Genomic DNA, 22,742 nt, shown 5'->3' on the forward strand with positions numbered 1-22,742 from the left:
GCAGTGCGCTGAGCGGCGCGATCGCGACCCGCGTCAGAAGCGGCCGCGCACGCTCAGCATCACGCTGCGCGGATCGCCGTAGTTGGGATAGTCCAGGTTGGTCCAGTAGGTCTTGTCGAGCGCATTGCGGATCGACAGGCCCAGGCTGAAGCGCTCGTTGAGCTGGTAGGTCGCATGCAGGTTCAGCAGCGCATAGGCGCCCTGGGTGACGGTGGTCGTGCCCAGGGTCGGATGCGCGATGCCGTAGCCGGTGACGGTGCTCTGGTAGTTCACGCCGCCGCCGACGCTCAGCCGCTCCCAGGCGCCGCCGAAGCGGTAGCTGGTGCTCAGCTGCAGCGTGTGGCGCGGCAGGTTCGCGTAGATCAGGTCCAGCGCGTGGCGGGTGATGCGCGTGTTGGCGTAACCGGCGCTCAGCGTCCAGCCCGGCGCGATCTGGCCGGCGACGTCGACTTCGAAGCCCCGCGTGCGGGTGCCGTTCACGCCGACGTAGGCGGAGCTGCCGTCCGGCAGCGAGCCCTCCGGCACCGCGACGTCGCGCACCGCGTAGTTGTCCTGCTTGGCCTCGAAGACCGCGGCCGACATCGCCAGGCGCTTGTCGAGAAACTCGCCCTTGATGCCGAACTCGGTGTTGCTGCCGCGGATCGGCGAGAGCAGGTTGTCGTTGCGGTCCTTGTAGTTCTGCGGCTTGAACAGATCGGTGTAGCTCGCATAGAGCGACAGCGCATCGCTCAGGTCGTAGACGATGCCCACATACGGCGAGACCTCGTTGCTGACCTTGTAGGCGCCGGTCGTGCCGGTGTAGGTGCCCGCCGTGTTGAAGGCGTCGGTGGCGGTCTTCCAGTAGCTCAGCCGCGCGCCCGTCACCAGCGACAGCGGCTCCAGCAGCTTCCATCGGCCCATCGCGAAGAGGCCGCTCTGCTCGGTCTCGGCGACGCGCTTGGCGCCGGTGGCGCTGAAGGTCGGCGCCGGCGCGCTGCCATCCCAGCTGCGGATGTCGGGGATGGCGTAGCTCCAGGCGGCCACCGAGGTGAGCGTGGGCGTGACGGTCGTGGTCTTCACGCCGTTGGCGCCGATCACCAGGTCATGCTTGCGGCCGAACAGCGACAGCGTGCCCGCGGCGTAGACGTCCAGGCTGTCGCGGCGCTCCCAGCTCTTGCCGACGGCCGCCAGCAGCTTCAGCCCGGCGCCGGTGACCGGGTCCGGATAACCGCTGGCGTAGGTGGCCAGCCGGAAGGTGTCGCCTTCGCTGTGGTTGGCGATGGCCTTGAGCGTCCAGTCGTCGCCGAGCTTCTGCTCCAGCTGCGCGTAGAAGGTGCCGTTCTGGCGCGACCAGCGGGTCCAGGACGGCGAGAAGCTCGTCTCGCGCGGCAGGCCCGCGAGCGAGCCGTCCGAGGCAAAGCGCGGGATCGTGCCCCAGATCGGGCCCTGCGGCACGTTGTTCTGGTCCTGGTAGCCGAGCGTGACGGTGGTGCTGGCGCCCAGATCGGCCTCGACGGTGGCCATGAAGGCCGTCTTGGTCTCGCTGTGGCGCTGGCGGAAGCCGTCACGCTCCTGCGCCGCCGCGATGAAGCGCGCGCGCACGCGGCCATCCTGGGTCAGCGGCGTGTTGACGTCGGCCTCGATGCGGTGGAAGTCGTCGGTGCCCATCACCAGCCCGCCGTAGGCGGAGAAGGCCTTCTCGGGCCGCTTGCGGATCATGTTGACGGTCGCGGACGGGACGCCCGCGCCGGTGGTCAGCCCGTTGGCGCCGCGCACGACATCGATGCGCGAGTAGAAGACGGTGTCGAACTCCTGCTGCGTGTTGCCGCTGTAGGTGGGAATGCCGTCGATCTGGAAATCGGTGATCTGGAATCCGCGCGCGAAGTACAGCGGGCGCTGCGTGTCGTAGAAGGACACGTTCACGCCGGTGATGTTCTGCATCACGTCGTTGATGCTGATCAGCGTCTCGTTCTCGAGCCGGCTCGCGTCGATGCTGCTCATCGACTGCGGCGTCTCGCGCGCGCTCAGCGGCAGGCGCGTGCTGGCGCCCTCGAGCTTCTTGCGCGCGGCGCTGATGGTCACGCGGTCCAGCGCGTTGCGGCGACCGGCGCGCGGGCCGTCTTCGGCCGCGGATGAGGACGACGGCTCCGCCGCGTCGGAGGCGGCCGCGGCGGCGGCGTCCGCGGAGACGGTGGACCCGGCGGGTTCAGCCGCCGGCGCGTCGGCCGCGCGGACGGCCAGGGGGTGGGACTCGGCCAGTGCCAGGCCGGTGGACATCAGCAGCGCGACGGCGGCCGCGATGGGGGACAGGGAAGAACGCGACATGGGAAAGAGCAGCAGCAGGCGGGCGCAAGCCCGCACACCGGCGCGCACGGGCGCACCGGCCCCGAAGGGAGGTGGAGGGGATGGGCTTGCGGGTCCGGCTCCGGCATCGCGCGGGGCGCGCGACCAAGGTCGCGGGGCGCGGTGGAGCGTGGGAATCAGGCTGGCGCGAGGCTCAACCGCGCCGGTTTACCGGACAGATGAGAACTCTTCTCATTGTAGAAACAGGCGCGGAGGCGCCACAGGCAAAGCCTGCCCCTGTGTGCGGTCTTCAGGCCAGCGCGACGCGGTTGCGACCCAGGTGCTTGGCCCGCTCGACCGCGGCGTTGGCGCGCGCGATCAGCAGGTCGGTCGCATAGGGCGGCGCGTTTGCCAGGCCCATGCTGAGGGTCACGTCCAGGCCCGCCGCGAGCTGGTGCCAGGGATGCACCGACACGCTGGCGCGGATGCGCTCGCAGACCTCGAAGGCGCGGTCCGCCACGGTGTCGGGGAAGACCACCAGGAACTCCTCGCCGCTCCAGCGCAGCAGCAGGTCGGAGCCGCGCGTGTTCTCGCGCAGCAGCTGCGCCAGTTCCTGCAGCACGCGGTCGCCGGTCTCGTGGCCATGCCGCTCGTTGATGTTGCGCAGGCCGTCGGCATCGATCAGTGCGACGGTCAGCGGCCGCGCTTCCTGCTCCGCCGCGCGCAGCAGCGGCGGCATTCGGGCCTCCAGGCAGCGGCGGTTGCCCAGCCCGGTGAGCGGATCCTTGAACTCGGCCGTGTCGCGCGTGTCGCCGCTCGTCGCGCCGCTGGCGAATTCCGCTTCCATCCGCGACACGAAGTACTGGGACTGCGCCATCAGCTGCCCGACCGCGCGACGGCGCTCCAGCGTGCGCGCCTGCTCCAGGTGGAACAGCGATGGCCCCAGCAGCGCCAGCGCCCGGGCCGCGCGGTAGCTGGCGTGATGCAGACGCAGGCTCAGGAACAGCGGCACCTGCGAAGGCGCGGCGGGCGCGGTCGCCGCAGCGTGCGGATCGGCACCGGCGTTCGCGCCGAGCGCCACCGTCTCCTCATGCAGCGCCTGCAGCTGCTGCCACGCGGCGCTGGACTGGCCGCGCGCCAGTTGCAGCTCGGCCAGCATGCAGCGCAGGCGCCAGTCGAGCAGGCGGAAGCCGGCGCGCTGGCTGTCGTCGCGGGCCTCGGTCAGCAGCGGCTCGGCTTCGTCGAGGCGGCCCATCAGCAGCAGCACCTCGCCGAAGTTGGAGGCGGTCAGCGCGATGCCGTAGCGGTCGCCGAGTTGCAGCGAATGCGGGCGCGCCTCGCGGGCGAGTTCCAGCGCGCGCTCGAGCGTGCGGGGCGCCTGCTCCGGCGCGGCGCCGTCGCGCTGCAGGTGGTACGCGCCGAGCGCGACGGTGCACAGGTTGGTCAGCGTGACCACGCGCTCGTAGGGCGTGGGGTTGGTGCGCAGCAGGCCGGCCGCCTCGCTCATCAGGCGCTCGGCCTGCCACGGGTCGCCCATGCGCTCGAAGCAGGCGCCCAGGCCGTTCAGCGCGACGGCATGCAGCCGCAGGTCACCCAGCTCGCCGGCGAGCTTGAGCGCCTCATGCGCGCAGGCCAGGCCTTGCTCGTAGGCGCCGAGCTCACAGGCGGCCAGGCTCATCCAGCGCAGCAGTTCGCAGGCGGCGGGACTGGCGCCAAGCGGCCGCATCAGTCGCAACGCGCGCTCGCCGACGTCCAGCATGCCCGGCAGGTCGCCCATGCGCAGGCGGAAGAAGCTGCGCAGCTTGCCGGCTTCGGCCTGCTCGTTGATGAAGCCTTCGGCATCGGCGCGATGCCAGACGGCATCGGCCAGCGCGAGGCCGTCGTCCAGGCGCGCCTGCTGCTGCGCGAGACGGGCGCGCGCCAGCAGCTCGCTCAGCGGCACGCCGTCGAGGGCTGCCGGGGACATCGGATCGGAGGAGGGATCGCCGCTCGGAAACATCCGGCAAGCGTAGCCGATCGGACGGCGCGCTCACCACCGGCCCAGCGGCGATGGCAGTCCCGACCCGTCTACTTGCTGGTGGGCATCACGAACTCGGCGCCCTTGGCGATGCTCGCCGGCCAGCGCTGCATGACGCTCTTCTGCTTCGTATAGAAGCGCACGCCCTCCTCGCCATAGGCATGCATGTCGCCGAAGAGGCTCTTCTTCCACCCGCCGAAGCCATGCCAGGCCATCGGCACCGGGATCGGCACATTGATGCCGACCATGCCGACCTGCACGCGACGCGCGAACTCGCGCGCCACGTTGCCATCGCTGGTGAAGCAGGCGACGCCGTTGCCGAATTCATGCCCGTTGACCAGCTCCAGCGCCTCGCCGAAGTCCTTCACCCGCACGCAGGCCAGCACCGGGCCGAAGATCTCTTCCTTGTAGAGGCGCATCGACGGCCGCACGTGGTCGAACAGCGTGCCGCCGGTGAAGAAGCCGTCCGGCAGGCCCTCCACCTGATGGCCGCGGCCGTCGACGACCAGCGTCGCCCCTTCCTCGACCCCGTGGGCGATCGCGCCCTCGATGCGGTCGCGCGCCTCGCGCGTGACGATCGGTCCCATCTCGGCGTCCAGCGCCATGCCGTTCTTGATCTTGAGCGCCTTCGCCCGCTCCGCCAGCTTGGGCACGATGCGGTCCGCGACGTCGCCGACCAGCACCGCCACCGAGATCGCCATGCAGCGCTCGCCCGCCGAGCCGTAGGCGGCGCCGATCAGCGCGTCGACGGCCTGGTCGATGTCGGCGTCGGGCATGACGACCATGTGGTTCTTCGCGCCGCCCAGCGCCTGCACGCGCTTGCCGTGGCGGGCGCCGGTCTCGTAGATGTACTGCGCGATCGGCGTGGAGCCGACGAAGCTGAGCGCGCGCACGTCGGGGTGGTGCAACAGCGCGTCGACGACCTGCTTGTCGCCCTGCACGACCTGGAAGATGCCGTCCGGCAGGCCGGCCTGCTGGAACAGCTCGGCGATGGCCAGGCTGGGCGACGGATCGCGCTCGCTGGGCTTGAGGATGAAGGCGTTGCCGGTGGCGATGGCGATCGGCGCCATCCACATCGGGACCATGAAGGGGAAGTTGAAGGGCGTGATGCCCGCGACCACGCCCAGCGGCTGGCGGGTGGTCCAGTTGTCGATGCCGGTGGAGACCTGCTCGGTGAAGTCGCCCTTGAGCAGCTGCGGCACGCCGCAGGCGAACTCGACGACGTCGATGCCGCGCGAGACCTCGCCCTGGGCGTCGGTGAAGACCTTGCCGTGCTCGGCGGTGATCATCGCGGCGAGGCGGTCGCGGTGCTGGTTCAGCAGCTCCAGGAACTTGAACATCACCCGCGCCCGGCGCAGCGGCGGCGCGTCGGCCCAGGCCGGGAAGGCGGCCTGCGCCGCGGCGACGGCGGCATCGACGTCCGCCGCGCTGCCGAGCTGCAGCTGCCGCGCCACCTGGCCGGTCGCCGGGTTGAAGACCGCTTGGCTGCGTCCCGAGCTCGCCGGGCGGCGCTCGCCGGCGATGAAGTGGGTGATGTCGGCGTTGTCGGTGAATGCGACGGGAGCGACGGGGGCGCTCTGGCTCATGGCGGTCTCCTGCTTCTTGGGGGATCGCCATGAGTCTAGGCAGCGCGCCCCGCCCCGCCTAGGCCAGATCGCCGATCACATTGTTCGATAGACTGAACAAATGGCCCCGCGCTCCCCCGCCCCCTCCCCCGTCCGTGCCGAGGTCCGGGACGAACTGCTGTGGTCGCAGCTGCAGGCGCTGATCGCGGTCGCGCGGCTGGGCAGCTTCACGAAGGCGGCGCAGCGGCTCAACCTGTCCAAGGCGGCGGTGAGCCAGCGGATCGCCGACCTGGAACGCCACCTGGACCAGCAGCTGGTGCAGCGCACGACGCGCTCGGTGCGGCTGAGCGAAGCGGGCTCGCGCCTGGTCGAGCAGGCCGAGCCCGGCCTGGCCCTGCTCAGCCGCAGCCTGGGCGAGGCCCGCGAGTCCGCCGGCGCGCCGCGCGGCCTGCTGCGTGTGACCGCGCCGGTGGCGCTCGGGCGGCAGCATGTGGCGCCCGCGCTGCCGGCCTTCTTCGAGCGGTATCCGGAGCTGCGCATCGAGCTCGACCTGTCCGACCGGCTGGTGCCGCTGGCGCAGGAGGGCTTCGACCTGGCGATCCGCCACACCAGCGCGCCGCCGGACACCCATGTCGCGTTCAAGCTCTGCCCGTCGCGCGCGCTGCTGACGGCCAGCCCGGCCTACCTCGCGCGCGCGGGCCGGCCCCAGCATCCGGCGGAACTGGCGCAGCATCACTGCCTGCCCTACCTGCGCCCGGGGCCAGCGCAATGGTTCTTCGAGCGCGCCGCCAGCGCGCCGGCGCCCGAGCGCCTGCGCGTGCCGGTGCAAGGCCTCTTCCGCGCGAGCAACAGCGAGGTGCTGCGCGACGCGGCGCTGTCGGGGCTGGGCATCGCGCTGCTTCCGGACTTCAGCGCCCGCGACGCGATGCGCGACGGCCGTCTGGTCGAGGTGCTGCCGGACTGGCGCGCCGTGGGCTTTTTCGGCGACGCGATCTACGCCATCCATCCGTGGAGCAGCCACACGCCGCAGGGCGTACGGCTGCTGGTGGACCACCTCAAGGGCGTGATGGGCGGCGGCTACTGAGGGCTCAGCGCGTGACCTTCACCGCGCTCAAGGGCACCAGCGCGAGCAGCGCGGCCAGCAGCCAGAACGCGGTCGACAGTCCGACGCCCGCAGCAAGGAAGCCGATCAACGCCGGCCCGAGCAGCACGCCCGCATAACCCGCGGTCGTCACCGCCGAGACGGCGAATGCAGCGGGCATCACCGCCTGCTGGCCGGCGCGCCGGAACAGCACCGGCACGAGGTTGGACGCGCCCAGGCCGATCAGCACGAAGCCCGCGAAGGCCACCGCGCGGACCGGCGCGAGCAGCAGGGCCGCCACGCCCAGCACCGCGACCACGCCGCCCACCACCAGCGTCCGGCGATCGCCCAGGCGCGCGACCACCGCGTCCCCGGTGAGCCGGCCCGCGGTCATCGCGATCGAGAACAGCATGAAGCCGATGCCGCCTTGCGCCGGCGCGACCAGCTTCGCCTCGGTCAGCAGCAGCGCGCTCCAGTCCAGCACCGCGCCTTCCGCGAGGAAGGTCACCGCGGCGAGCAGCGCCATCAACCACACGAGGCCGCGCGGCATCACGAACAGCGGACCGCTGGACGAGCGCGCCGTCTCCAGCACGTAGGGCCAGGCGACGACGACCGCCAGCGCCATCAGCGCGGCGCCCAGCAGCGTCGCATGCAGCGGCTCGAAGTCCATCGACAGCAGCAGCGTCATGAAGGCCGCGCCGATGAAGCCGCCCACGCTGTAGAGCCCATGGAATCCGGACATCAGCGGCTTGCCCGCCGCGCGCTCGACCTCCAGCGCGTTGATGTTCATCGCGACGTCCAGCGATCCCAGGCATGCGCCGAAGGCCGCCAGCGCCAGGCCCAGGGTCCAGGGCGAGCCCGCGAAGGCCAGCAAGGGCAGCAGCGCCGCCATGCCGAAGCCGCTGCACACGATCACCAGCCGCGTGCCGAAGCGCGTGCTCAGCATGCCGGCCGCGACCATCGCCACGACCGAGCCCAAGCCCAGGCACAGCAGCAGCACGCCCAGCGCGCCTTCATCGACGCCCAGCCGCTGCCGCGCGAAAGGCACCAGCGGCGCCCAGCACGCGACGCCGAAGCCCGCCACCAGGAAGGCCAGGCGCACGGCGAGGCGATGCTCGGGTTTCTCGACCACGGGCTCGGCGCCCGTGAGGCTCTGCGGCGCGGCGCTCATGCCGCGGTCTCCACGGCGATCACGTCGACCCCGGCTTCGCGCAGGCCGCGCACCACGCCGGCATCGAGGTCCTGCTCGATCACCGCCGTCTTGAGCATCGCGAAGTCGGCGATGTGATGCGGAGCGGAAGCACGTGCCTTGTCGCTGGTCAGCAGCGCCACGACCTGGCGGCTGTTCTGGATCAGCGTGCGCTTGAACGCCGCCTCGCTGAACTGCGTCGTCATGACGCCCTCCGCCACCGACAGCGAACAGACGCCGACGAAGCACCGGTCGATGCGCATCCGGGACAGCGCATCGACCGCGGCCGCGTCCACGCAGCCGCCCAGGTGGCGGTCGACCTCGCCGCCCAGCATCAGCAGCCGCAGGTCCTGCCGGCGCAGCACGGCCGCCGCCACGTCGACCGCGTTGGTGGCGATGGTCAGCCCGGCGTCCTCGGGCAGGAACTCGACCAGCGCGAGGTTGGTGCTGCCGGTGTCGATGAACACCAGTTCATCCGGTCGGACCGTGGCCGCCCCCGCCCGCGCGAGCGCCGACTTGCGCCCCGGCGCCTCGCGCAGCCGCGCCGCCAGCGGACGGTCGCTGTCCTGCACCGGCACCGCGCCGCCGTAGACGCGGCGGCACAGGCCATCGGCTGCGAGCGCGCGCAGGTCGCGGCGGATCGCGTCCTCGGAGAGCTTGAATTCGGTGGCGAGGTCCGCCGCCACGACGGACTGGCCCGCCGAGAGGCGCTCGGCGATGAGCTGCCGGCGGGCTTGGGGAAGGTCGGGTTGCGTCATGTCGCGCCTCGGTTGAAGCGCCGCAGTATGCATGATTGATCTCGTTCTTGCACGTTGATGCACGATTTGTCGGTTGCTACTCGCACCGGGGGCCGGCCGCCGTTTCACCCCTGCAGCCTCCCCCGCAGTGGGGAAACACCCCTGATCCGAGGGGCCTCGCCTTCCCTCCCATGGGGGTCGGCCTCCCTAGTCCATTGGTTTTTTCCTGAGGCGCGGCCGCCGACAGTCGCCCCGGGCGGTCGATGTTGGCCGTCAGGAGACAGGTATGACTTCGTTGACTGTGATGCGTCGTCGCATGGCCGCCTGGGCGGCCCTGTGCGGCGCGACCGCCGCGCTGCTGGGCATGACGCCCGCCGCGGCACAAACCCTCAAGCCCGAGACCGACCTGGTCCAGGGCGTGACCCTGCGCACCGGCGAGGCGCTGCGCGTGGGCGGTTACTCGGCGCTGCGAGCGAAGGCGCTGCAATCGCCGCGCAAGCTGCGGGTGATCGCGCGGCTGTCGGCCTACGCGACCGGGGCCGGTCCCGCCGGCGAGCCCTTGCGCGCGATCGGCGAGACGCCCGCGATCCGCGGCGCACGCGACCAGCTGGTGCTGCGCCTGCGAGCCCGCGGCGCCGACGCGGTGGAAGGCCTGCCCGACACCGCGCTGGTGGTGATGGAGGTCGATGCGGCCCAGCTCGATGCGCTGGTCGCCAACGGCGAGATCGCCGAGCTGACCGAGGACGTGCCGGTGCCGGCGACGCTGGCCGAGTCCGGCCCGCTGGTGCGGGCGCCGCAGGCCCATGCACTGGGCGCGCGCGGCGCCGGCACGACGGTGGCCATCCTCGACACCGGCGTGCAGGCCAATCATCCGTTCGTGAACGGGCGCGTCGTCGAGGAGGCCTGCTTCTCGACGACCTCGGCGGCCAACAACTCGACCTCGGTCTGCCCGGGCGGCGCGTCCAGCAGCACGGCGGTCGGCTCCGGCGCGGCCTGCGCGATCAGCGGCTGCGACCATGGCACCCACGTGGCCGGCATCGCCGCCGGCCGCGCCACCGGCGCCACCACCTTCAACGGCATGGCGCCGGACGCCAACCTCATGGCCGTGCAGGTGTTCTCGCGCTTCACCGACTCGCCGGGGAACACGCCCTGCGCGAACTCGAACAAGGCCTCGCCCTGCATCCTGAGCTTCACCTCGGACCAGATCCGCGGCCTGCAGCGGGTGCTGGAGCGGCGCGCGGCGCGCAACATCGTCTCGGCCAACATGAGCCTGGGCGGCGGCGTCAACGCCGCGGCCTGCGATGCCGATGCCCGCAAGGACGTCATCGACGACCTGCTGGCCGTGCGCGTGGCCACGGTGATCGCGTCGGGCAACAACGGCTCGGCCACCGGCGTCAGCGCGCCGGGCTGCATCTCGACCGCGGTGACGGTGGGCTCGACAACCAAGAGCGACCTCGTCTCCAGCTTCTCCAACAGCGCGGCGCTGGTGGACCTGCTGGCGCCGGGATCGGGCATCACCTCGTCGGTGACCGGCGGCGGCTTCGGCGCGAAGAACGGCACCTCGATGGCGACGCCCCATGTGGCGGGCGCCTTCGCGGCGATCCGCTCGGTCGTCCCGGGCGCCAACGTCGGCGACATCCTCGGCGCGCTGCAGGCCACCGGCGTCGCGATCACCGACACGCGCAACGACCTCACGCGCCGGCGCATCAATCTGGAAGCGGCGGTGAACCAGCTCGCGCCGCAGCCCTTCGCGCTGTCCAGCGGCATGCTGTTCCAGATGCATGCCGACGGTCGCATCTGGGCCCACACCGGCGTGGCCTGCAACGGCGCCGGCTGCCCGGGCTGGGTGCTGCTCGACGCCAACCCGGCGACGCGCGCGATCGCGGCCGGCGGCAACGCGCTGTACCAGCTGCACGCGGACGGGAAGGTCTGGCGCTATACCGGCATCCGCTGCGGCGGCAATGCCTGCCCGGGCTGGCAGATGCTGGACAACAACCCGGCGACGAAGCAGATCGCGGCGGGCGGCACCTCGCTCTACCAGCGGCATGCGGACGGAAAGATCTGGCGCTCGACCGGCGCGGCCTGCTCGGGCAACAGCTGCCCGGGGTGGACGATGCTGGACAACAACCCGGCCACGATCGACATCGTCGCGGACGGCACGCGGCTCTACCAGCTGCACAACACCGGCGCGATCTGGCGCTCCACCGGCGCGGCCTGCTCCGGCAACAGCTGCCCCGGCTGGACCCAGCTGGACAACAACCCGCATGCCAAGGCGCTGGCCGCGGCGGGCGGCCAGCTGTACCAGCGGCATGACACCGGCGCGATCTGGCGCTCGACCGGCGTGGCCTGCTCCGGCAACAGCTGCCCCGGCTGGACGATGCTGGACAACAACCCGGCGGCGCGCGAGATCGCGGCCAATGTCGGCGGGCTGTTCCAGCGCCATGCGGACGGCAAGATCTGGCGCTTCACCGGCCAGGTGTGTTCCGGCAACAGCTGCCCGGGCTGGACGATGCTCGACAACAACGGCGCGACCGTGCAGATCGAGGCGGCCACCAGCGGGCTCTACCAGCGCCATGGCAATGGCCGCATCTGGCGCTCGACGGGCGCGGCCTGCTCCGGCAACAGCTGCCCGGGCTGGGTGATGCTGGACAACAATCCGGCGACCAGCACCATCGTGACGGCCCAGCCATGAGGGCCCGGTCACCGCGTCTGTCGCGCCTGCGCATGCCGGCGTGCATCGCCGCCGCCCTGATGGGCACGGCCTGCGCGCTGATGGGCGGCGACGGCGCGGTGGCCGGCTCGCCGGGCGCGCCGCTGTTTTCTTCCACCGTGGAGTGCCCTGCCATGGAGGCCATCGAAGGCGCCGCGGCGCTGCTCGCGTCGCTGGACCGCAGCCCGGACCGCACGGCCCGCGTGCTGCTGCGGCTCAAGCCGGGGCCGGCCGCGATGGCCGGCGCACGGCGCGCGCTCGACGCGGCAAAGGTCGTGGGCGAGCCGGTCGGCGGCCGGCCGCTGCTGGTTGCCGAGCTCACCGCGGCGCAGCTGCGGGTGGTGCTCGCGAGCGGCGAGGTGATTGCCGTCCAGCCGGACGAGGCCGTGCCGCCGAGCTGACCTTCGGCGCGGCCGAAGCGGCGCTGTCATGATGTCGCCCAGCCGAGGCCCATCCCGGGCCGACTGCCAAGGAGCGCCCATGAGCACCGCATCGATGCTGTCGACCCTGTTCCGCTACCAGGCCTGGGCCCACGACGGGTTCCTGCGGGCGATCGAGGACCTCGATGCCGAGCGGTTCGGGGAGGCGCGCCACCTGGCGCTGCGCGTGCTGAATCACGTCTACGTGGTCAACCAGATCTTCACCGGCCATCTGACCGGCCAGCCGCACGGCTACGAGGCCAACAACACCGTCGACACGCCCACGCCGCAGGCGCTGCGCGCGGCGCATGCGGCATCGGACCGTTGGTTGCTGGAGTACGTCGCGGCCATCACGCCCGAGCAACTGGCCGAGCGCATCGCGTTCACCTTCACCGACGGCGGCCGCGGCGCGATGACGCGCGAGGAGATGCTCTTCCACGTGGTGACCCACGACGGGTACCACCGTGGCGAGGTGGGACGGATGCTCAAGCAGATCCAGTCACCGCTGCCGTGGGACACCTTCGCGGTGTTCCTGCATCAGGATCAGCCGGAGCGGCGCGGGCAGGGCTGAGGGCGGACCTCAGTCCGCGGGCCTCACGTAGTAGAGATCGAACTCGCCCTCTTCCACCAACTCGAATCCGTGCCGCTGATAGAAGCGGTTGGAGTCGCTCTGTTTCAGCGCGCCGACACGCACCGGCAGGTGGAGTGCTCGCGCTTCGCGGAAGACTTCGGCGAGCACGCCGGCGCCGATGCCGCGTCCCTGCCAGGCCGGATCGATATAGAGATGATCCAGCGCCAGCCAGCCGGGCTGCTGCGTCGTGACGACGAAGCCAAGGCGCTGCCCGTCGACGACGATGTGGCGCGTGCGCTCGGGATCGAAGCTGGAGAGAAAGCGCTCGCGCGCCCGCTGCGGATCGAAGCGGCCGATGCGTTCGAGGCTCTCGCGCATCGCGGCGATGCGCAGCGCCACAAGGGCTTCGGCGTCGTCCAGGACGGCGGCGTCGAACCGGAGAACGGCGGGGCTTGGCACGGTCGGCATGGCGCGCATCGTAAGCGCGGTGCCGATTGATTCGGACCCACAAAAAAGGACGCCCGACCAGCGGAGCTGACCGGGCGTTGCAAGTCCTAGAAAGGACGTCGTTGGGATCGGTGCCGTCCATCGGGGCCGAAGGCCGCGCCGTTGGAAGGCGTGAGGTGGACTCTAGGGCGAACCCTGAGGACGCGGCATCCCCTCAAGGTGGGATACCTGGGGAAATTGGTCAGCAGGTGTAAGGAGCACTCCGCATTACGGAAAACCGCAGCGGGTCTCACGCCGCGACCCATGACTTCCGTTCGCCGGCGCACACAAGGCATCCCGGTCGCCGTGCCCAGGCGCGGATCCTGCCGCTGCTGTCGTGGACAACGCGGTTGCGCCGCGGGTCGCTTCAAGCGGCGTACACGCGCGCCGGATAATCCCGCCCCATGACCGCGCCCAAGCCTCCCAAGAAGTCCGCGCCCCGGCCGCCTGCAAGCAAGACCTCGGGCTCGCCCGCGAGGGCCGGCACGCCGTCGCACGGGCCGCGTCCGCAGCCTCACCGCCCCGCGATCGACGCGCCCAGCGCGCCGCCGGAGCCCTGGAGCGACGACGACCTCGACGAGCTGCAGTCGCTGCTCGACGAAGTCCCGGCGCCGCTGGAGCCGCTCGATGCCTCGATGCTCGACGGCTTCCTGGTCGCGCTGATCCTGCAGCCCAAGCCGGTGCCGCTGTCCGACTGGTGGCGCTGGGTGCTCGACGCCGAGGAGGGCCGGCCCGCCCCGGCGCGCTACGACGCCCAGCCGCTGCTGCAGCTGGTCCAGCGCCGCGAGCATCAGCTCAAGCAGGCCATCGCCGATCGGCAGTGGTTCGACCCCTGGGTCTTCGAGCTGGACGAGGACGCGTCCCCGTCGGAGACCGTGCTGCCCTGGGTCGCCGGTTTCGCGCTGGCCGCCGACCTGTTCCCGGCGCTGATGAACCTGGACGAGTCCGAGCTCAACGAGCCGCTCGCCCAGCTCTACATGCATCTGGATCCCGAGGACCTCGAGGACGCGGACGCGCTGCTCGAGGAGATCGAAAGCCTGGAGCCGCCCGAGGAACTGGACGAGGCCGTCGAGAGCCTGGTGCGCGCCAGCCTGCTGCTGGCGGACATCTCGCGGCCGCGCCCCGCGCCGAAGCCGCAGCGGTCGGGCGGTCCCGGCGGACCGAGGGGCCCAGGCGGCCCCGCCGGTCCGCGCCGCGGCGGACCGCCGCCCCGCCGGCCCCGCTGAGGCTCAGCGCGCGGCGGGCGGCTTGGGCTCGGCGTCCTCCGCGGCGGACGGCGTCGCGCTCGGTGCGATGGACGCAATCGGCGCGCCGGGCCCCACCTGGCGCTTCATCCACTCGCTCATCTCCCACAGCGTGTGCCCCACCGACTCGCGCGCCGAGTAGCCGTGCGACTCGAAGGGCAGCGTGACGTAGCGCACCGAGCCGCCGGTCCCCGCGAGCGCCTGGTACAGCCGCGCGCTCTGCATCGGGAAGGTGCCGGGGTTGTTGTCCAGCTCGCCGTGGATCAGCAGCAGCGGCTCCTTGAGCCGGTCGGCGTAGTTGAACGGCGAGAGCTTCTGGTAGACCTCCTGCGCCTCCCAGTAGGTCCGGCGCTCGCTCTGGAAACCGAAGGGCGTGAGGCTGCGGTTGTAGGCACCGCTGCGCGCGATGCCCGCCTTGAACAACCGCGTGTGCGCCAGCAGGTTGGCCGTCATGAAGGCGCCGTAGCTGTGGCCGCCCACCACCATGTGGTCGCGATCGCTGACGCCCAGGTCCACCGCCTTGTCGATGATGGCCTGCGCGTTGGCGGTGATCTGCGCGATGAAGCTGTCGTTCACCGTCTTGGGATCGCCCACCACCGGCATCGTCGCGTCCATCAGCACGACGTAGCCGTCCAGCAGCAGCATCAGCGGGCTGGTGCCCGGGAAGACGTTGAAGCGGTTGCTGGAGCCGCTGACCTGGCCCGCGGTCGAGGCGTCGGTGTACTCCAGCGGATAGGCCCAGACGACGGTCGGCCGGCGCTCGCCGGGCTGGTAGCCGGGCGGCTTGTACAGCCAGAACGACAGCGCCACGCCGTCCTCGCGCTTGAAGCGCACGAACTCGCGCTGGATCTCGCGCAGCTGCGGCGCCGGGTCCTTGACGTCCGTCAGCGGCGTCAGCTCGGCCAGTGACGGACCGCCGCGCAGCACCACGTTGCCTGGCTCGCTGACGCTCTCGCGCACCGTCAGCACGCGGCGGCCCTCGCCATCGAGCACCGCCAGCGGACGCTCATGGTGCGCGGCGTCGCCGCCGTTGACCGGCGCGCCGGACTGGAACACCCGCGACTTCTTGTTGTCGGCGAGCCCCAGGCGATCGATGAAGGGCTTGTCGCCCTCGGGGCTGGCGCCGGTGCCGAAGTACCAGAGCGCGCCCTCGTCGACCCGCACGACCGCGCGGCCGGTGGGCAACATCCGCTGCAGCGGCGTACCAGGATCGCGATAGCGGTCGCGCACCGAGCGCTCGATCAGCCGCTGCGCGGCCGCGCCGCCGTCCATCGTGACCAGCTCAGTCGAGGTGCGCATCTTCGCCAGGTCGAAGTCCTGCACCAGCGCCTGCCGGCCGCCCTCGAGGAAATCGAGCCGGCTCAGCCGCTGCGCGACGCGGTGCACCTCGCGCGCCTCGCCGGTGTAGGGCGGGTCCAGCCGCATCAGGCGGTCGCGGTGCGGCGCGGGCACGCGGGTGTCGCCGCCATCGAGCGCCTCGACCCAGTAGACGGCGCCGTCCGCGCCCGGCGAGGCGAAGAAGTGACGCGGTCCGGTGATGACGCCCTCGACCGGCACGCCTTCCTTCAGCCGCGTGCGGCCGATGGGCACGACCTTGCCGTCGACGCCGCGCACCTCGGCCTGGGCCGCGAAGTCGTCCCAGCCGACCTGGTAGCTGAACGGCTCCAGCAGCCGCATCGTCAGCAGCTGGCCCGGCGTGCCCAGCGCCTCGAGGTGGCTGAACAGGCCCGGCTCCCCGATCGGCCGCACCGCGCCAGTGTTCAGGTCGACGCGCGCCAGCTGCGAGCTCGCGTGATGCGCGAAGACGGCCGCCTCCTGCGCGTTGCCCAGCAGGTCCTGCTGCGTGCGCTCCGGCGAGTTGCGGCCGATGGATTCCTGGATCGACGGCCCCGACGGCGCGTTGAACACCGGCGCCGGCCCGCGCTTGGCGGGCACCGTCAGCGTGACCAGCTCATGGTCGTTGAGCCACACGACGTCGCTCTCCAGCATCGTGTGCAGCTTGAGCCGGGGCACCGCCTTGAGCTTGCCGGTCGCGACCTCGCCCACCCACAGCTCGACCGCGGTGTCGGTGCGGCGGTTCAGCAGGAAGCGCTTGCCGTCGGGCGAGAAGCGCAACTGATGGAAGGCGCCGCCGGCCGGCAGCGCGACGGGGCGCTCGGTCCCCTCGGCACCGCCTTGCAGCGGGCGTAGCGACAGCGACTCGATCGCGGTGATCAGCTGCGGGCTGTCGGTCGCCGGGTCGTAGCGCAGGCCGGCGTGGCGCAGCACCGGCCGGGCCAACTCGGCAACGGTGCGCAGCTTGCGCGGCACCACGATGGCCAGCGTGCGCTGGTCGGGTGAGACCAGGTAGCTCGGCAGCGCCTTGGCATCTAGCACCGCGCGGATCGCCGGCGACGGCTGCTGGTAGATCTGCGCGAGCGTCGCAGCCGAGGTCAGCGCCGAGGTGGCGGCCGGCTCGTCCGCCGACGCGGCGCGGGCGGCGCTCGCGGCAAGCCCGCCCAACGCGGCGGCCAGGGACAGGGTGAGCGGGATCAGCGACGGGACGCGCGCTTGGGACATGGATGGACACCGTGAAGCGAAGGAAGGCGGCAATCTAGCAGCGCCCTCCGCCGCTGTCGGGGCGTGTCGCTCGGGGTGATCCCGAGGTTTCAGGCCCGCTCGCTCAGGTCCGGATCACGCAGCGAACAGACGCGCGGCGTGCAGTCCGAGCCCGGTGGCGACGGAGGCGAAGCGGTCGCCGCGCACGGGCCGCGCCGCGGGGAAATCGGCGGCGATGCGGTCGGCCAGCACCGTCAGGCCGGTCGAGCCGCCGGTGAAGTACAGCGCGTCGACGTCCGAAGGCTGGAGCCCCGCCCGCTCGACGGTCTCGCGGCCCGCCTGCGCGATGCGCTCGATGTCGTCGCGCAGCGCGCCCATCGCGGCCGTCTCGGACAAGGCGACCGACAGGCCCGATTCGATCAACCCCAGGTCGATCGTGCAGTCGCCACCGGCCGCGACCTCGATCTTGGCCTCCTCGGCCCGATGGGCGAGCTCATGGCCCAGGCGCTCCTCCAGCACCGTCATCAGGCGCTGGTGATGGCGCGGGTCGCCGTAGAAGCCCTTCATGTTGCGCAGCTCGATCACCCGCTGCGGGCTGTAGCAGGTGTTGATCAGGTGCCAGGTCGCCAGGTCGAAGTAGACGCCGCTGGGCACCTCGCGCGGCGTCTGGCCCGGCTTGGCGGGACCGAGGGCGCGATAGCCGAATTCGCGCAGGATGCCGGTCAGCTCGATGTGGCGGTCGAAGTCGGTGCCGGCGATGTGGACGCCGTGGTTGGCGAGGATGTCGTCGCGGCGGTCCAGTCGCCGGATGCGCTCCGGCCCGACGCGCACCAGCGAGAAGTCGGAGGTGCCGCCGCCAATGTCGGCCACCAGCACCAGCTGCTCGCGGTCGGCCTGCTGCTCGAAGTCGAAGGCCGCGGCGATCGGCTCGAACTGGAAGTGCACGTCCTCGAAGCCCACCGCCCGCGCCGCCGCGGCCAGCGAGGCCTGCGCGGCCGCATCGCGCTCGGGCTCGCCGTCGACGAAGTAGACCGGGCGGCCCAGCACCACGCGGCGCGGCTCGTGCCCGCCCCGCGCCGCCTGCCGGCGCAGGCGCTTGAGGTAGCCGGCGAGCATGTCGGCGTACTTCACGCCCCGCCCGCCGCCGACGTCGGTGACCTGGTCGATCAGGCTGGAGCCGAGGATGCTCTTCATCGAGCGCATCAAGCGCCCGTCGACGCCTTCCTCGTAGGCGGCCATCGCCGCGCGTCCGAAGGCGCGCGGCGGGCCGTCGGCATCGTGGCGGCCCTCGGCGTAGTAGAAGACCGCGGTCGGCATCGTGACCTTGTCGTCCTCCAGCGGCACCAGGCGCATCGCGCCGGGGCGCGCGGCGTCCGGCACGGCGACGGCCGAGTTGGAGGTGCCGAAGTCGATGGCGCAGAAGTCGCGCGGCAGGTCGGTGGACGGGGAGGACATGGCGCGGCGGTCGGAAATGCGAAAAGGGCGCGGATTCTAGCCGCGCCCTTTTTTCGGGGTCCCGGCGTGCCGATGACGCCGGCAGGGGCTCCGCCGGTCGGGCGGGCCGGCGCTCAGGCGGCCTGGAGGCTGCGCACCGCGCGCGCCGGCAACGCGTCGCCGTAGAAACCGAAGTCCAGGTCCGGACGCTTGCCGCTCATCAGCTCGGCCAGCGCGCGGCCGGAGCCCGCGCCGTGCGTCCAGCCCAGCGTGCCGTGGCCGGCGTTGATCCACAGGTTCGAGGCCTTCTGGCTGCGCCCGATGTAGGGCACGTTGGTCGGCGTGCTCGGTCGCAGGCCGGTCCAGTAGTTCGGCTCGGACAGGTCAGCGACGCCGGGGAACAGCTCCTCGTAGCGGCGCACCAGCGACTCGCAGCGGACCTTGGAGGTCGGGCTGTCCAGGCTGGTGTCCAGGCCCACCAGCTCGGCGGTGCCGGCGATGCGGACGAAGTCGCCCAGCCGCGAGATCGCGATCTTGCGCGCGTCGTCCAGCAGGCTGACGGTGCTGGCCTGCTCCGGCCGCTTCAGCCGCAGCGTGGCCGAGTAGCCCTTGGCCGGATAGATGTTGAGGTGCTCGCCCAGCGGCTTGGTCAGGCCGGGCGCGTAGGAGGCCAGCGCCACGACGTAGGCGTCGCCCTTGAGCCATTGCGTCTGGCCGGTCTCGCGGGACTGGACCTGCACGCCGGCGACTTCGTCGCCCTGCGGCTGCAGCGTCACGATGTCGTGGTTCCACAGGAACTGCGCGCCGCGACGTTCGGCCAGCTTGGCCAGCGCCTGGGTGAAGACGCGCGCGTCGCCGGATTCGTCGCTGGGCGTGTAGGTGCCGCCGAAGACCGCGTGCTGGGCCGAGCGCAGCGCCGGCTCGATCGCCAGGACCTCGTCGCGGCTCAGCACCCGGCGGTCGACGCCGTGACGGCGCATGATCTCGGCGCCCTGCGCGCCGGCCTCGAAGTCGGCCTCGCTGCCGAAGAAGTGCAGGATGCCCTTCTGAAGGCGGTTGTACTGGATGCCGGTCTCGGCGACGAGCGCCTGCAGCGACTCGTGGCTGTAGCGGCCCAGGCGCACCAGCTGCTCGACGTTGCGCTCGAACGCGGCCGTCGTGCACTGGCCCAGGAAGGACAGGCCCCAGCGCCATTGCGCCGGGTCCAGCCGCGGGCGGAACAGCAGCGGCGCATCGTCCTTCAGCAGCCACTTGGCGACCTTGAACGGCGCTCCGGCATTGGCCCAGGGCTCGCAGAAGCAGACCGAGATCTGCGCGCCGTTGGCGAAGCTGGTTTCCAGCGCCGCATCAGGCTGGCGGTCGACGACGACGACATCGTGACCCTGGTCCAGCAGGTACCAGGCGGTGTGGATGCCGATGATGCCGGCGCCGAGGACGATGACCTTCATGGGAGAGCTCCAGGTGAACTTGTGGTTCCGCTTCGATGCAGCGTGGGGCGGGCTTCAGGCCAGCGGGCGCAGGATCAGCTGCAGTCCCAGGATGGCCATCACGAGGGCGATCAAGGCATCGATGCTGCGCCAGACCGCCGGGCGGCGCAACGGCACCGCCACCGCCGCCGCGCCGAAGCCCAGCAGCGAGAACCACATCCACGACGCCACCGAGGCGCCGGCCGCGAAGGGCAGCTGCATGCCGGCCGGCTGCTGCGCGCCGACGGTGCCCAGCAGCACCACGGTGTCCAGGTAGACGTGGGGATTCAGGTAGGTCATCGCCAGCGTGCTGCCCAGCACCGCCGTGAGCGAGCCACTGCCCGCCTGCGCCTGCAGGCCGGCCTGGGGCGACATCGCCCGCAGCGCGGCCTTGAGGCCGTAAGCCAGCAGGAAGGCCGCGCCGCCCCAGCGGAAGACCTCCATCAGCAGCGGGCTCGCGGCGATCAGCCGGCCCAGCCCGAACACGCCCAGCCAGATCAGCAGCATGTCCGACAGCGCGCACACCAGCACCACCGGCGCCACGTGCTGGCGCATCAGGCCCTGGCGCAGCACCAGCGCGTTCTGCGCGCCGATGGCGACGATCAGGCCGGCTCCGGTGAGCCAGCCTTGCAACAGGGCTGCGCTGGGGGACGACATCGGGGGGTGTTTGGGCGGGCGGGTGGAGCAGCGGATTGTGGTGAGCCGCCGTCATTCCATGAAGCGGGATTAATATCTCAGCGCATACATTAGGGCCGCTAATAAAGCCTTGGAGATCTCGATGAAGGATCTGGACGCCGCGGGGCTGGACTGCCTGGCCGCGCTGGCCGACGAGCGCAGCTTCGAGCGCGCCGCGGAGACGCTGGCGATCACGCAGAGCGCCGTCTCACAGCGCCTGCGCAACCTGGAAGCGCAGGTGGGCCAGTTGCTGGTCGTGCGATCCCGGCCACTGCGGCTGACCGAGCCCGGCAAGCGCCTGCTGCGCTATGCCCGCCAACTGGCGGCGCTGCGCTCGGACGTGGTGCGGGAACTGGGCGTGCAGTCGGCCCAGGCGGAACGCTTGCCGATCGCGGTGAACGCCGACAGCCTGGCGACCTGGGTGCTGCCGGCGCTCGATCCGCTGGTGCAGCGCGGCCTGCGGGAGGGCTTCGGGCTGGAGCTGGTCGTCGACGACCAGGACTTCACCCACGACTGGCTGCGGCAGGGCGAGGTGCTGGGCTGCGTCACCACCGTGCCGCAGGCGCTGCGCGGCTGCATCGCGCAGCCGCTGGGCGTGATGCGCTACATCGCCATCGCCAGCCCCGATTTCATCGCGCGGATGCTGCCCCATGGGCTGGGCGAGGCTAACTTCGCGCAGGTGCCCTTCCTGGTCTTCAACCGCAAGGACGACGCGCAGCGGCAGTGGGTCCGCCAGGCGATGGGCCTGCGCTCGGCGCGGCTGAACGCGCGCTATGTGCCGTCCAGCGAGGGCTACGTGAACGCGGTGCGGATGGGCTGGGGAGTGGGCGTGGCGCCGGAGCTGCAGGTGCGGCCGCTGCTCGCGAGCGGCGAGCTGGTGGCGCTGCGGCCGGAGGTGCAGGTGGCCGTGGCCCTGTACTGGCACCAGTGGAAGCTGGGCGGCGAGACGGCCGTCGGGGGAGAGCCCCGGCGCGCGGCCCCTGAAGGAGGGACACCACCGGCCTTGCTGGATCAGATTGGCGAGGCCTTGGCGCGGGGCGCGCGGGAGGCGTTGATGCCGGCCTGAGGTCGGCGGGTCGATGCGTTGACGCAGCGCGTCAGCGCTTGACCGCGGCCAGCTGGATCTTGGTCTGGGGCTGGAGCTGGGCGGCCGGGACGGCCGATGCCGGCGCGGCGCCTTGCTGGGCCAGGTGCAGGCGGAAACCGCCACGCTCGTGCTTGTCCTGGACGGAGCTCGCCAGCCACGCCGAGGTCAGCACGACGCTGCTGACGATGGCCCAGGTCATCGACTTGTGGATCAGCGGGGACATGAGGGGGGCCAGGCGGCGGAGGTATTAGGGAAGGCCCGGAGCATAGTCACCCCCGATTGAGGGGGGGATCACACCTAAGTGGGGTGCGTGGTTATTCCGCCTCAGCTGTGGCGGGGTCACCCCAATCTGTGTGTATTTGTGAACACGATTCCGGAGCACCCGCGATCTGGGGATTCTCCCGAAGACGAAGGCGCGCAAACTGGGGCTCACCGCGCGGCGCTCCGCATCGGCACCGGGCGGCGGACTCACCCCGTGCTTTTCGACGAGGTCCATCATGCGCATCACCTCCGCCCTGAGCCTTTTCCGTCGCCCCAGTGCCGCGCGAGAGCCGGAACCGGCCGACATGGGGACCGCGTTCGGCATGGAAGCGAGCTTCGGCGACGACAGCGAGTACGAGGACTTCCGGCGCAGCGACTACGGCCTGGAGTCCGAAGCCGCACCGCCGGCGACGGTCACCTCGCCGCTGTCCTGGATGGCGGCCCGCCGCGGATGAATCGACAAGGCGCCCCGTCGGGCGCCTTTTTCGTTGGGCCAGGCGGTGTCAGCGGATCAGCAGCACCGGCACGTCGCTGTGCGCCATCACCTTGGTGGCGACCGAGCCCAGCACCAGCTTGCCCAGCGCCGTGTGGCCGTGCGAGCCCATCATCAGCAGGTCGAAGCGGCCCTTCTCCGCCACGGCGGTGATCGCGTCCGACGCGTGACCGGTCTTGACGACGTACTGGGCCTTGATGCCGCGCTTGTCCATGAAGGCACGGATCGGCTTGAGCACCTTCTCTGCCTCTTCCTGGTAGTAATCGGCCAGCACGGCCTTGTCGAGCACCGCGGCCGCGCGGGGCGGCACGCCGGCCACCACGTGCACCACCGTGTAGTCGTGGGCTCCGCCCAGCCATTCGTCGTGGGCGGAGAGATAAGCCAGCATGCGCTTGGAATAGGTGCTGCCATCGACGGCGACCAGGATCTTCATGATGGTGTCCCTCTCTGTCGGCCGACGACCGGCCGCGGGGCAGTGTGGCACAGAGCGCTCTCTGGAAAGCCGCA

General features: G+C 71.5%; 19 protein-coding genes. 7 read left to right on the forward strand and 12 right to left on the reverse strand.

Going from position 1 to position 22,742, the window contains the following annotated elements; all coding sequences use genetic code 11:
- Positions 1–33 precede the first annotated feature (33 nt).
- From FHT37_RS18290 to FHT37_RS18300, 3 genes are all read right to left on the reverse strand, one after another.
- The gene (locus tag FHT37_RS18290) at positions 34–2,304 is read right to left on the reverse strand and encodes a TonB-dependent siderophore receptor (protein ID WP_255489803.1); all 2,271 of its coding nucleotides are present in this window, start codon (positions 2,302–2,304) and stop codon (positions 34–36) included.
- Positions 2,305–2,572: 268 nt separating this feature from the next.
- Positions 2,573–4,228, reverse strand: coding sequence for a diguanylate cyclase (locus FHT37_RS18295; protein ID WP_175538390.1), 1,656 nt, complete (start codon positions 4,226–4,228; stop codon positions 2,573–2,575).
- A gap of 101 nt (positions 4,229–4,329) precedes the next feature.
- Positions 4,330–5,865 carry a CoA-acylating methylmalonate-semialdehyde dehydrogenase gene (locus tag FHT37_RS18300; protein WP_183483490.1) on the reverse strand — a complete coding sequence of 512 codons (1,536 nt, stop codon included), beginning with the start codon at positions 5,863–5,865 and terminating at the stop codon, positions 4,330–4,332.
- 100 nt (positions 5,866–5,965) lie between these two features.
- Here FHT37_RS18300 and FHT37_RS18305 point away from each other — a divergent pair, with 100 nt between their 5' ends.
- Complete coding sequence (locus FHT37_RS18305; RefSeq protein ID WP_183483492.1) at positions 5,966–6,928, forward strand: LysR family transcriptional regulator; 963 nt, start codon at positions 5,966–5,968, stop codon at positions 6,926–6,928.
- Positions 6,929–6,932: 4 nt separating this feature from the next.
- Here FHT37_RS18305 and FHT37_RS18310 read toward each other — a convergent pair whose 3' ends face one another.
- Positions 6,933–8,096, reverse strand: a complete 1,164-nt coding sequence (locus FHT37_RS18310; protein ID WP_183483494.1) for an MFS transporter — start codon at positions 8,094–8,096, stop codon at positions 6,933–6,935.
- Positions 8,093–8,905 carry a DeoR/GlpR family DNA-binding transcription regulator gene (locus FHT37_RS18315; protein WP_409072716.1) on the reverse strand — a complete coding sequence of 271 codons (813 nt, stop codon included), beginning with the start codon at positions 8,903–8,905 and terminating at the stop codon, positions 8,093–8,095. The genes FHT37_RS18310 and FHT37_RS18315 overlap by 4 nt, the downstream gene beginning before the upstream one ends.
- 232 nt (positions 8,906–9,137) lie before the next feature.
- On the opposite strand from FHT37_RS18315, the gene FHT37_RS18320 reads away from it, so the two are divergent.
- From FHT37_RS18320 to FHT37_RS18330, 3 genes are all read left to right on the forward strand, one after another.
- Positions 9,138–11,543 (forward strand): S8 family serine peptidase, encoded by a 2,406-nt coding sequence (locus FHT37_RS18320; RefSeq protein WP_183483498.1) that lies wholly within the window; start codon positions 9,138–9,140, stop codon positions 11,541–11,543.
- The gene (locus FHT37_RS18325; RefSeq protein WP_183483500.1) at positions 11,540–11,962 is read left to right on the forward strand and encodes a hypothetical protein; all 423 of its coding nucleotides are present in this window, start codon (positions 11,540–11,542) and stop codon (positions 11,960–11,962) included. The genes FHT37_RS18320 and FHT37_RS18325 overlap by 4 nt, the downstream gene beginning before the upstream one ends.
- A 79-nt stretch (positions 11,963–12,041) precedes the next feature.
- Complete coding sequence (locus FHT37_RS18330) at positions 12,042–12,551, forward strand: DinB family protein (protein ID WP_091729258.1); 510 nt, start codon at positions 12,042–12,044, stop codon at positions 12,549–12,551.
- A 9-nt stretch (positions 12,552–12,560) separates the two neighbouring features.
- On the opposite strand, the gene FHT37_RS18335 is transcribed toward FHT37_RS18330, so the two are convergent.
- The gene (locus tag FHT37_RS18335) at positions 12,561–13,019 is read right to left on the reverse strand and encodes a GNAT family N-acetyltransferase (protein WP_091731754.1); all 459 of its coding nucleotides are present in this window, start codon (positions 13,017–13,019) and stop codon (positions 12,561–12,563) included.
- Positions 13,020–13,441: 422 nt separating this feature from the next.
- Between FHT37_RS18335 and FHT37_RS18340 the strand changes: the two genes are divergently transcribed.
- Positions 13,442–14,263, forward strand: a complete 822-nt coding sequence (locus FHT37_RS18340) for a YecA family protein (protein ID WP_183483502.1) — start codon at positions 13,442–13,444, stop codon at positions 14,261–14,263.
- Between the two features lie 3 nt (positions 14,264–14,266).
- Here the strand turns inward: FHT37_RS18340 and FHT37_RS18345 are convergent, their stop codons facing one another.
- The 4 genes from FHT37_RS18345 to FHT37_RS18360 form a co-directional block, all read right to left on the reverse strand.
- Positions 14,267–16,840, reverse strand: a complete 2,574-nt coding sequence (locus tag FHT37_RS18345) for a S9 family peptidase (RefSeq protein WP_183483504.1) — start codon at positions 16,838–16,840, stop codon at positions 14,267–14,269.
- A 114-nt stretch (positions 16,841–16,954) separates the two neighbouring features.
- Positions 16,955–18,274: an Hsp70 family protein gene (locus tag FHT37_RS18350; protein ID WP_091729270.1), complete on the reverse strand. Its 1,320-nt coding sequence runs from the start codon at positions 18,272–18,274 to the stop codon at positions 16,955–16,957.
- Between the two features lie 113 nt (positions 18,275–18,387).
- Positions 18,388–19,701 (reverse strand): D-amino acid dehydrogenase, encoded by a 1,314-nt coding sequence (locus FHT37_RS18355; RefSeq protein ID WP_183483506.1) that lies wholly within the window; start codon positions 19,699–19,701, stop codon positions 18,388–18,390.
- Between the two features lie 54 nt (positions 19,702–19,755).
- Positions 19,756–20,376, reverse strand: coding sequence for a LysE/ArgO family amino acid transporter (locus FHT37_RS18360; protein WP_091729280.1), 621 nt, complete (start codon positions 20,374–20,376; stop codon positions 19,756–19,758).
- 121 nt (positions 20,377–20,497) lie between these two features.
- Here FHT37_RS18360 and FHT37_RS18365 point away from each other — a divergent pair, with 121 nt between their 5' ends.
- Positions 20,498–21,460, forward strand: a complete 963-nt coding sequence (locus FHT37_RS18365; protein ID WP_091729285.1) for a LysR family transcriptional regulator ArgP — start codon at positions 20,498–20,500, stop codon at positions 21,458–21,460.
- Between the two features lie 31 nt (positions 21,461–21,491).
- Here FHT37_RS18365 and FHT37_RS18370 read toward each other — a convergent pair whose 3' ends face one another.
- Positions 21,492–21,704 (reverse strand): hypothetical protein, encoded by a 213-nt coding sequence (locus FHT37_RS18370; RefSeq protein WP_091729289.1) that lies wholly within the window; start codon positions 21,702–21,704, stop codon positions 21,492–21,494.
- A 274-nt stretch (positions 21,705–21,978) separates the two neighbouring features.
- On the opposite strand from FHT37_RS18370, the gene FHT37_RS18375 reads away from it, so the two are divergent.
- On the forward strand, positions 21,979–22,197 hold the full coding sequence (locus tag FHT37_RS18375; RefSeq protein ID WP_141225378.1) for a hypothetical protein: 219 nt from the start codon (positions 21,979–21,981) through the stop codon (positions 22,195–22,197).
- 48 nt (positions 22,198–22,245) lie between these two features.
- On the opposite strand, the gene FHT37_RS18380 is transcribed toward FHT37_RS18375, so the two are convergent.
- Positions 22,246–22,668 (reverse strand): universal stress protein, encoded by a 423-nt coding sequence (locus tag FHT37_RS18380; RefSeq protein ID WP_091729294.1) that lies wholly within the window; start codon positions 22,666–22,668, stop codon positions 22,246–22,248.
- Positions 22,669–22,742 lie beyond the last annotated feature (74 nt).

The sequence above is a fragment of the Mitsuaria sp. BK037 genome (assembly GCF_014193045.1).
Taxonomy (GTDB): domain Bacteria; phylum Pseudomonadota; class Gammaproteobacteria; order Burkholderiales; family Burkholderiaceae_C; genus Roseateles.

Bases quoted from the DNA above. Each gene is read 5' to 3' on its own strand.
- FHT37_RS18375 (WP_141225378.1), top strand. From the start codon at position 21,979: ATGCGCATCACCTCCGCCCTGAGCCTTTTCCGTCGCCCCAGTGCCGCG.
- FHT37_RS18340 (WP_183483502.1), top strand. From the start codon at position 13,442: ATGACCGCGCCCAAGCCTCCCAAGAAGTCCGCGCCCCGGCCGCCTGCA.
- FHT37_RS18335 (WP_091731754.1), bottom strand. From the start codon at position 13,019: ATGCCGACCGTGCCAAGCCCCGCCGTTCTCCGGTTCGACGCCGCCGTC.
- FHT37_RS18305 (WP_183483492.1), top strand. From the start codon at position 5,966: ATGGCCCCGCGCTCCCCCGCCCCCTCCCCCGTCCGTGCCGAGGTCCGG.
- FHT37_RS18330 (WP_091729258.1), top strand. From the start codon at position 12,042: ATGAGCACCGCATCGATGCTGTCGACCCTGTTCCGCTACCAGGCCTGG.
- FHT37_RS18350 (WP_091729270.1), bottom strand. From the start codon at position 18,274: ATGTCCTCCCCGTCCACCGACCTGCCGCGCGACTTCTGCGCCATCGAC.
- FHT37_RS18355 (WP_183483506.1), bottom strand. From the start codon at position 19,701: ATGAAGGTCATCGTCCTCGGCGCCGGCATCATCGGCATCCACACCGCC.
- FHT37_RS18295 (WP_175538390.1), bottom strand. From the start codon at position 4,228: ATGTCCCCGGCAGCCCTCGACGGCGTGCCGCTGAGCGAGCTGCTGGCG.
- FHT37_RS18290 (WP_255489803.1), bottom strand. From the start codon at position 2,304: ATGTCGCGTTCTTCCCTGTCCCCCATCGCGGCCGCCGTCGCGCTGCTG.
- FHT37_RS18365 (WP_091729285.1), top strand. From the start codon at position 20,498: ATGAAGGATCTGGACGCCGCGGGGCTGGACTGCCTGGCCGCGCTGGCC.
- FHT37_RS18345 (WP_183483504.1), bottom strand. From the start codon at position 16,840: ATGTCCCAAGCGCGCGTCCCGTCGCTGATCCCGCTCACCCTGTCCCTG.
- FHT37_RS18320 (WP_183483498.1), top strand. From the start codon at position 9,138: ATGACTTCGTTGACTGTGATGCGTCGTCGCATGGCCGCCTGGGCGGCC.
- FHT37_RS18300 (WP_183483490.1), bottom strand. From the start codon at position 5,865: ATGAGCCAGAGCGCCCCCGTCGCTCCCGTCGCATTCACCGACAACGCC.
- FHT37_RS18315 (WP_409072716.1), bottom strand. From the start codon at position 8,905: ATGCATACTGCGGCGCTTCAACCGAGGCGCGACATGACGCAACCCGAC.
- FHT37_RS18380 (WP_091729294.1), bottom strand. From the start codon at position 22,668: ATGAAGATCCTGGTCGCCGTCGATGGCAGCACCTATTCCAAGCGCATG.
- FHT37_RS18370 (WP_091729289.1), bottom strand. From the start codon at position 21,704: ATGTCCCCGCTGATCCACAAGTCGATGACCTGGGCCATCGTCAGCAGC.
- FHT37_RS18310 (WP_183483494.1), bottom strand. From the start codon at position 8,096: ATGAGCGCCGCGCCGCAGAGCCTCACGGGCGCCGAGCCCGTGGTCGAG.
- FHT37_RS18325 (WP_183483500.1), top strand. From the start codon at position 11,540: ATGAGGGCCCGGTCACCGCGTCTGTCGCGCCTGCGCATGCCGGCGTGC.
- FHT37_RS18360 (WP_091729280.1), bottom strand. From the start codon at position 20,376: ATGTCGTCCCCCAGCGCAGCCCTGTTGCAAGGCTGGCTCACCGGAGCC.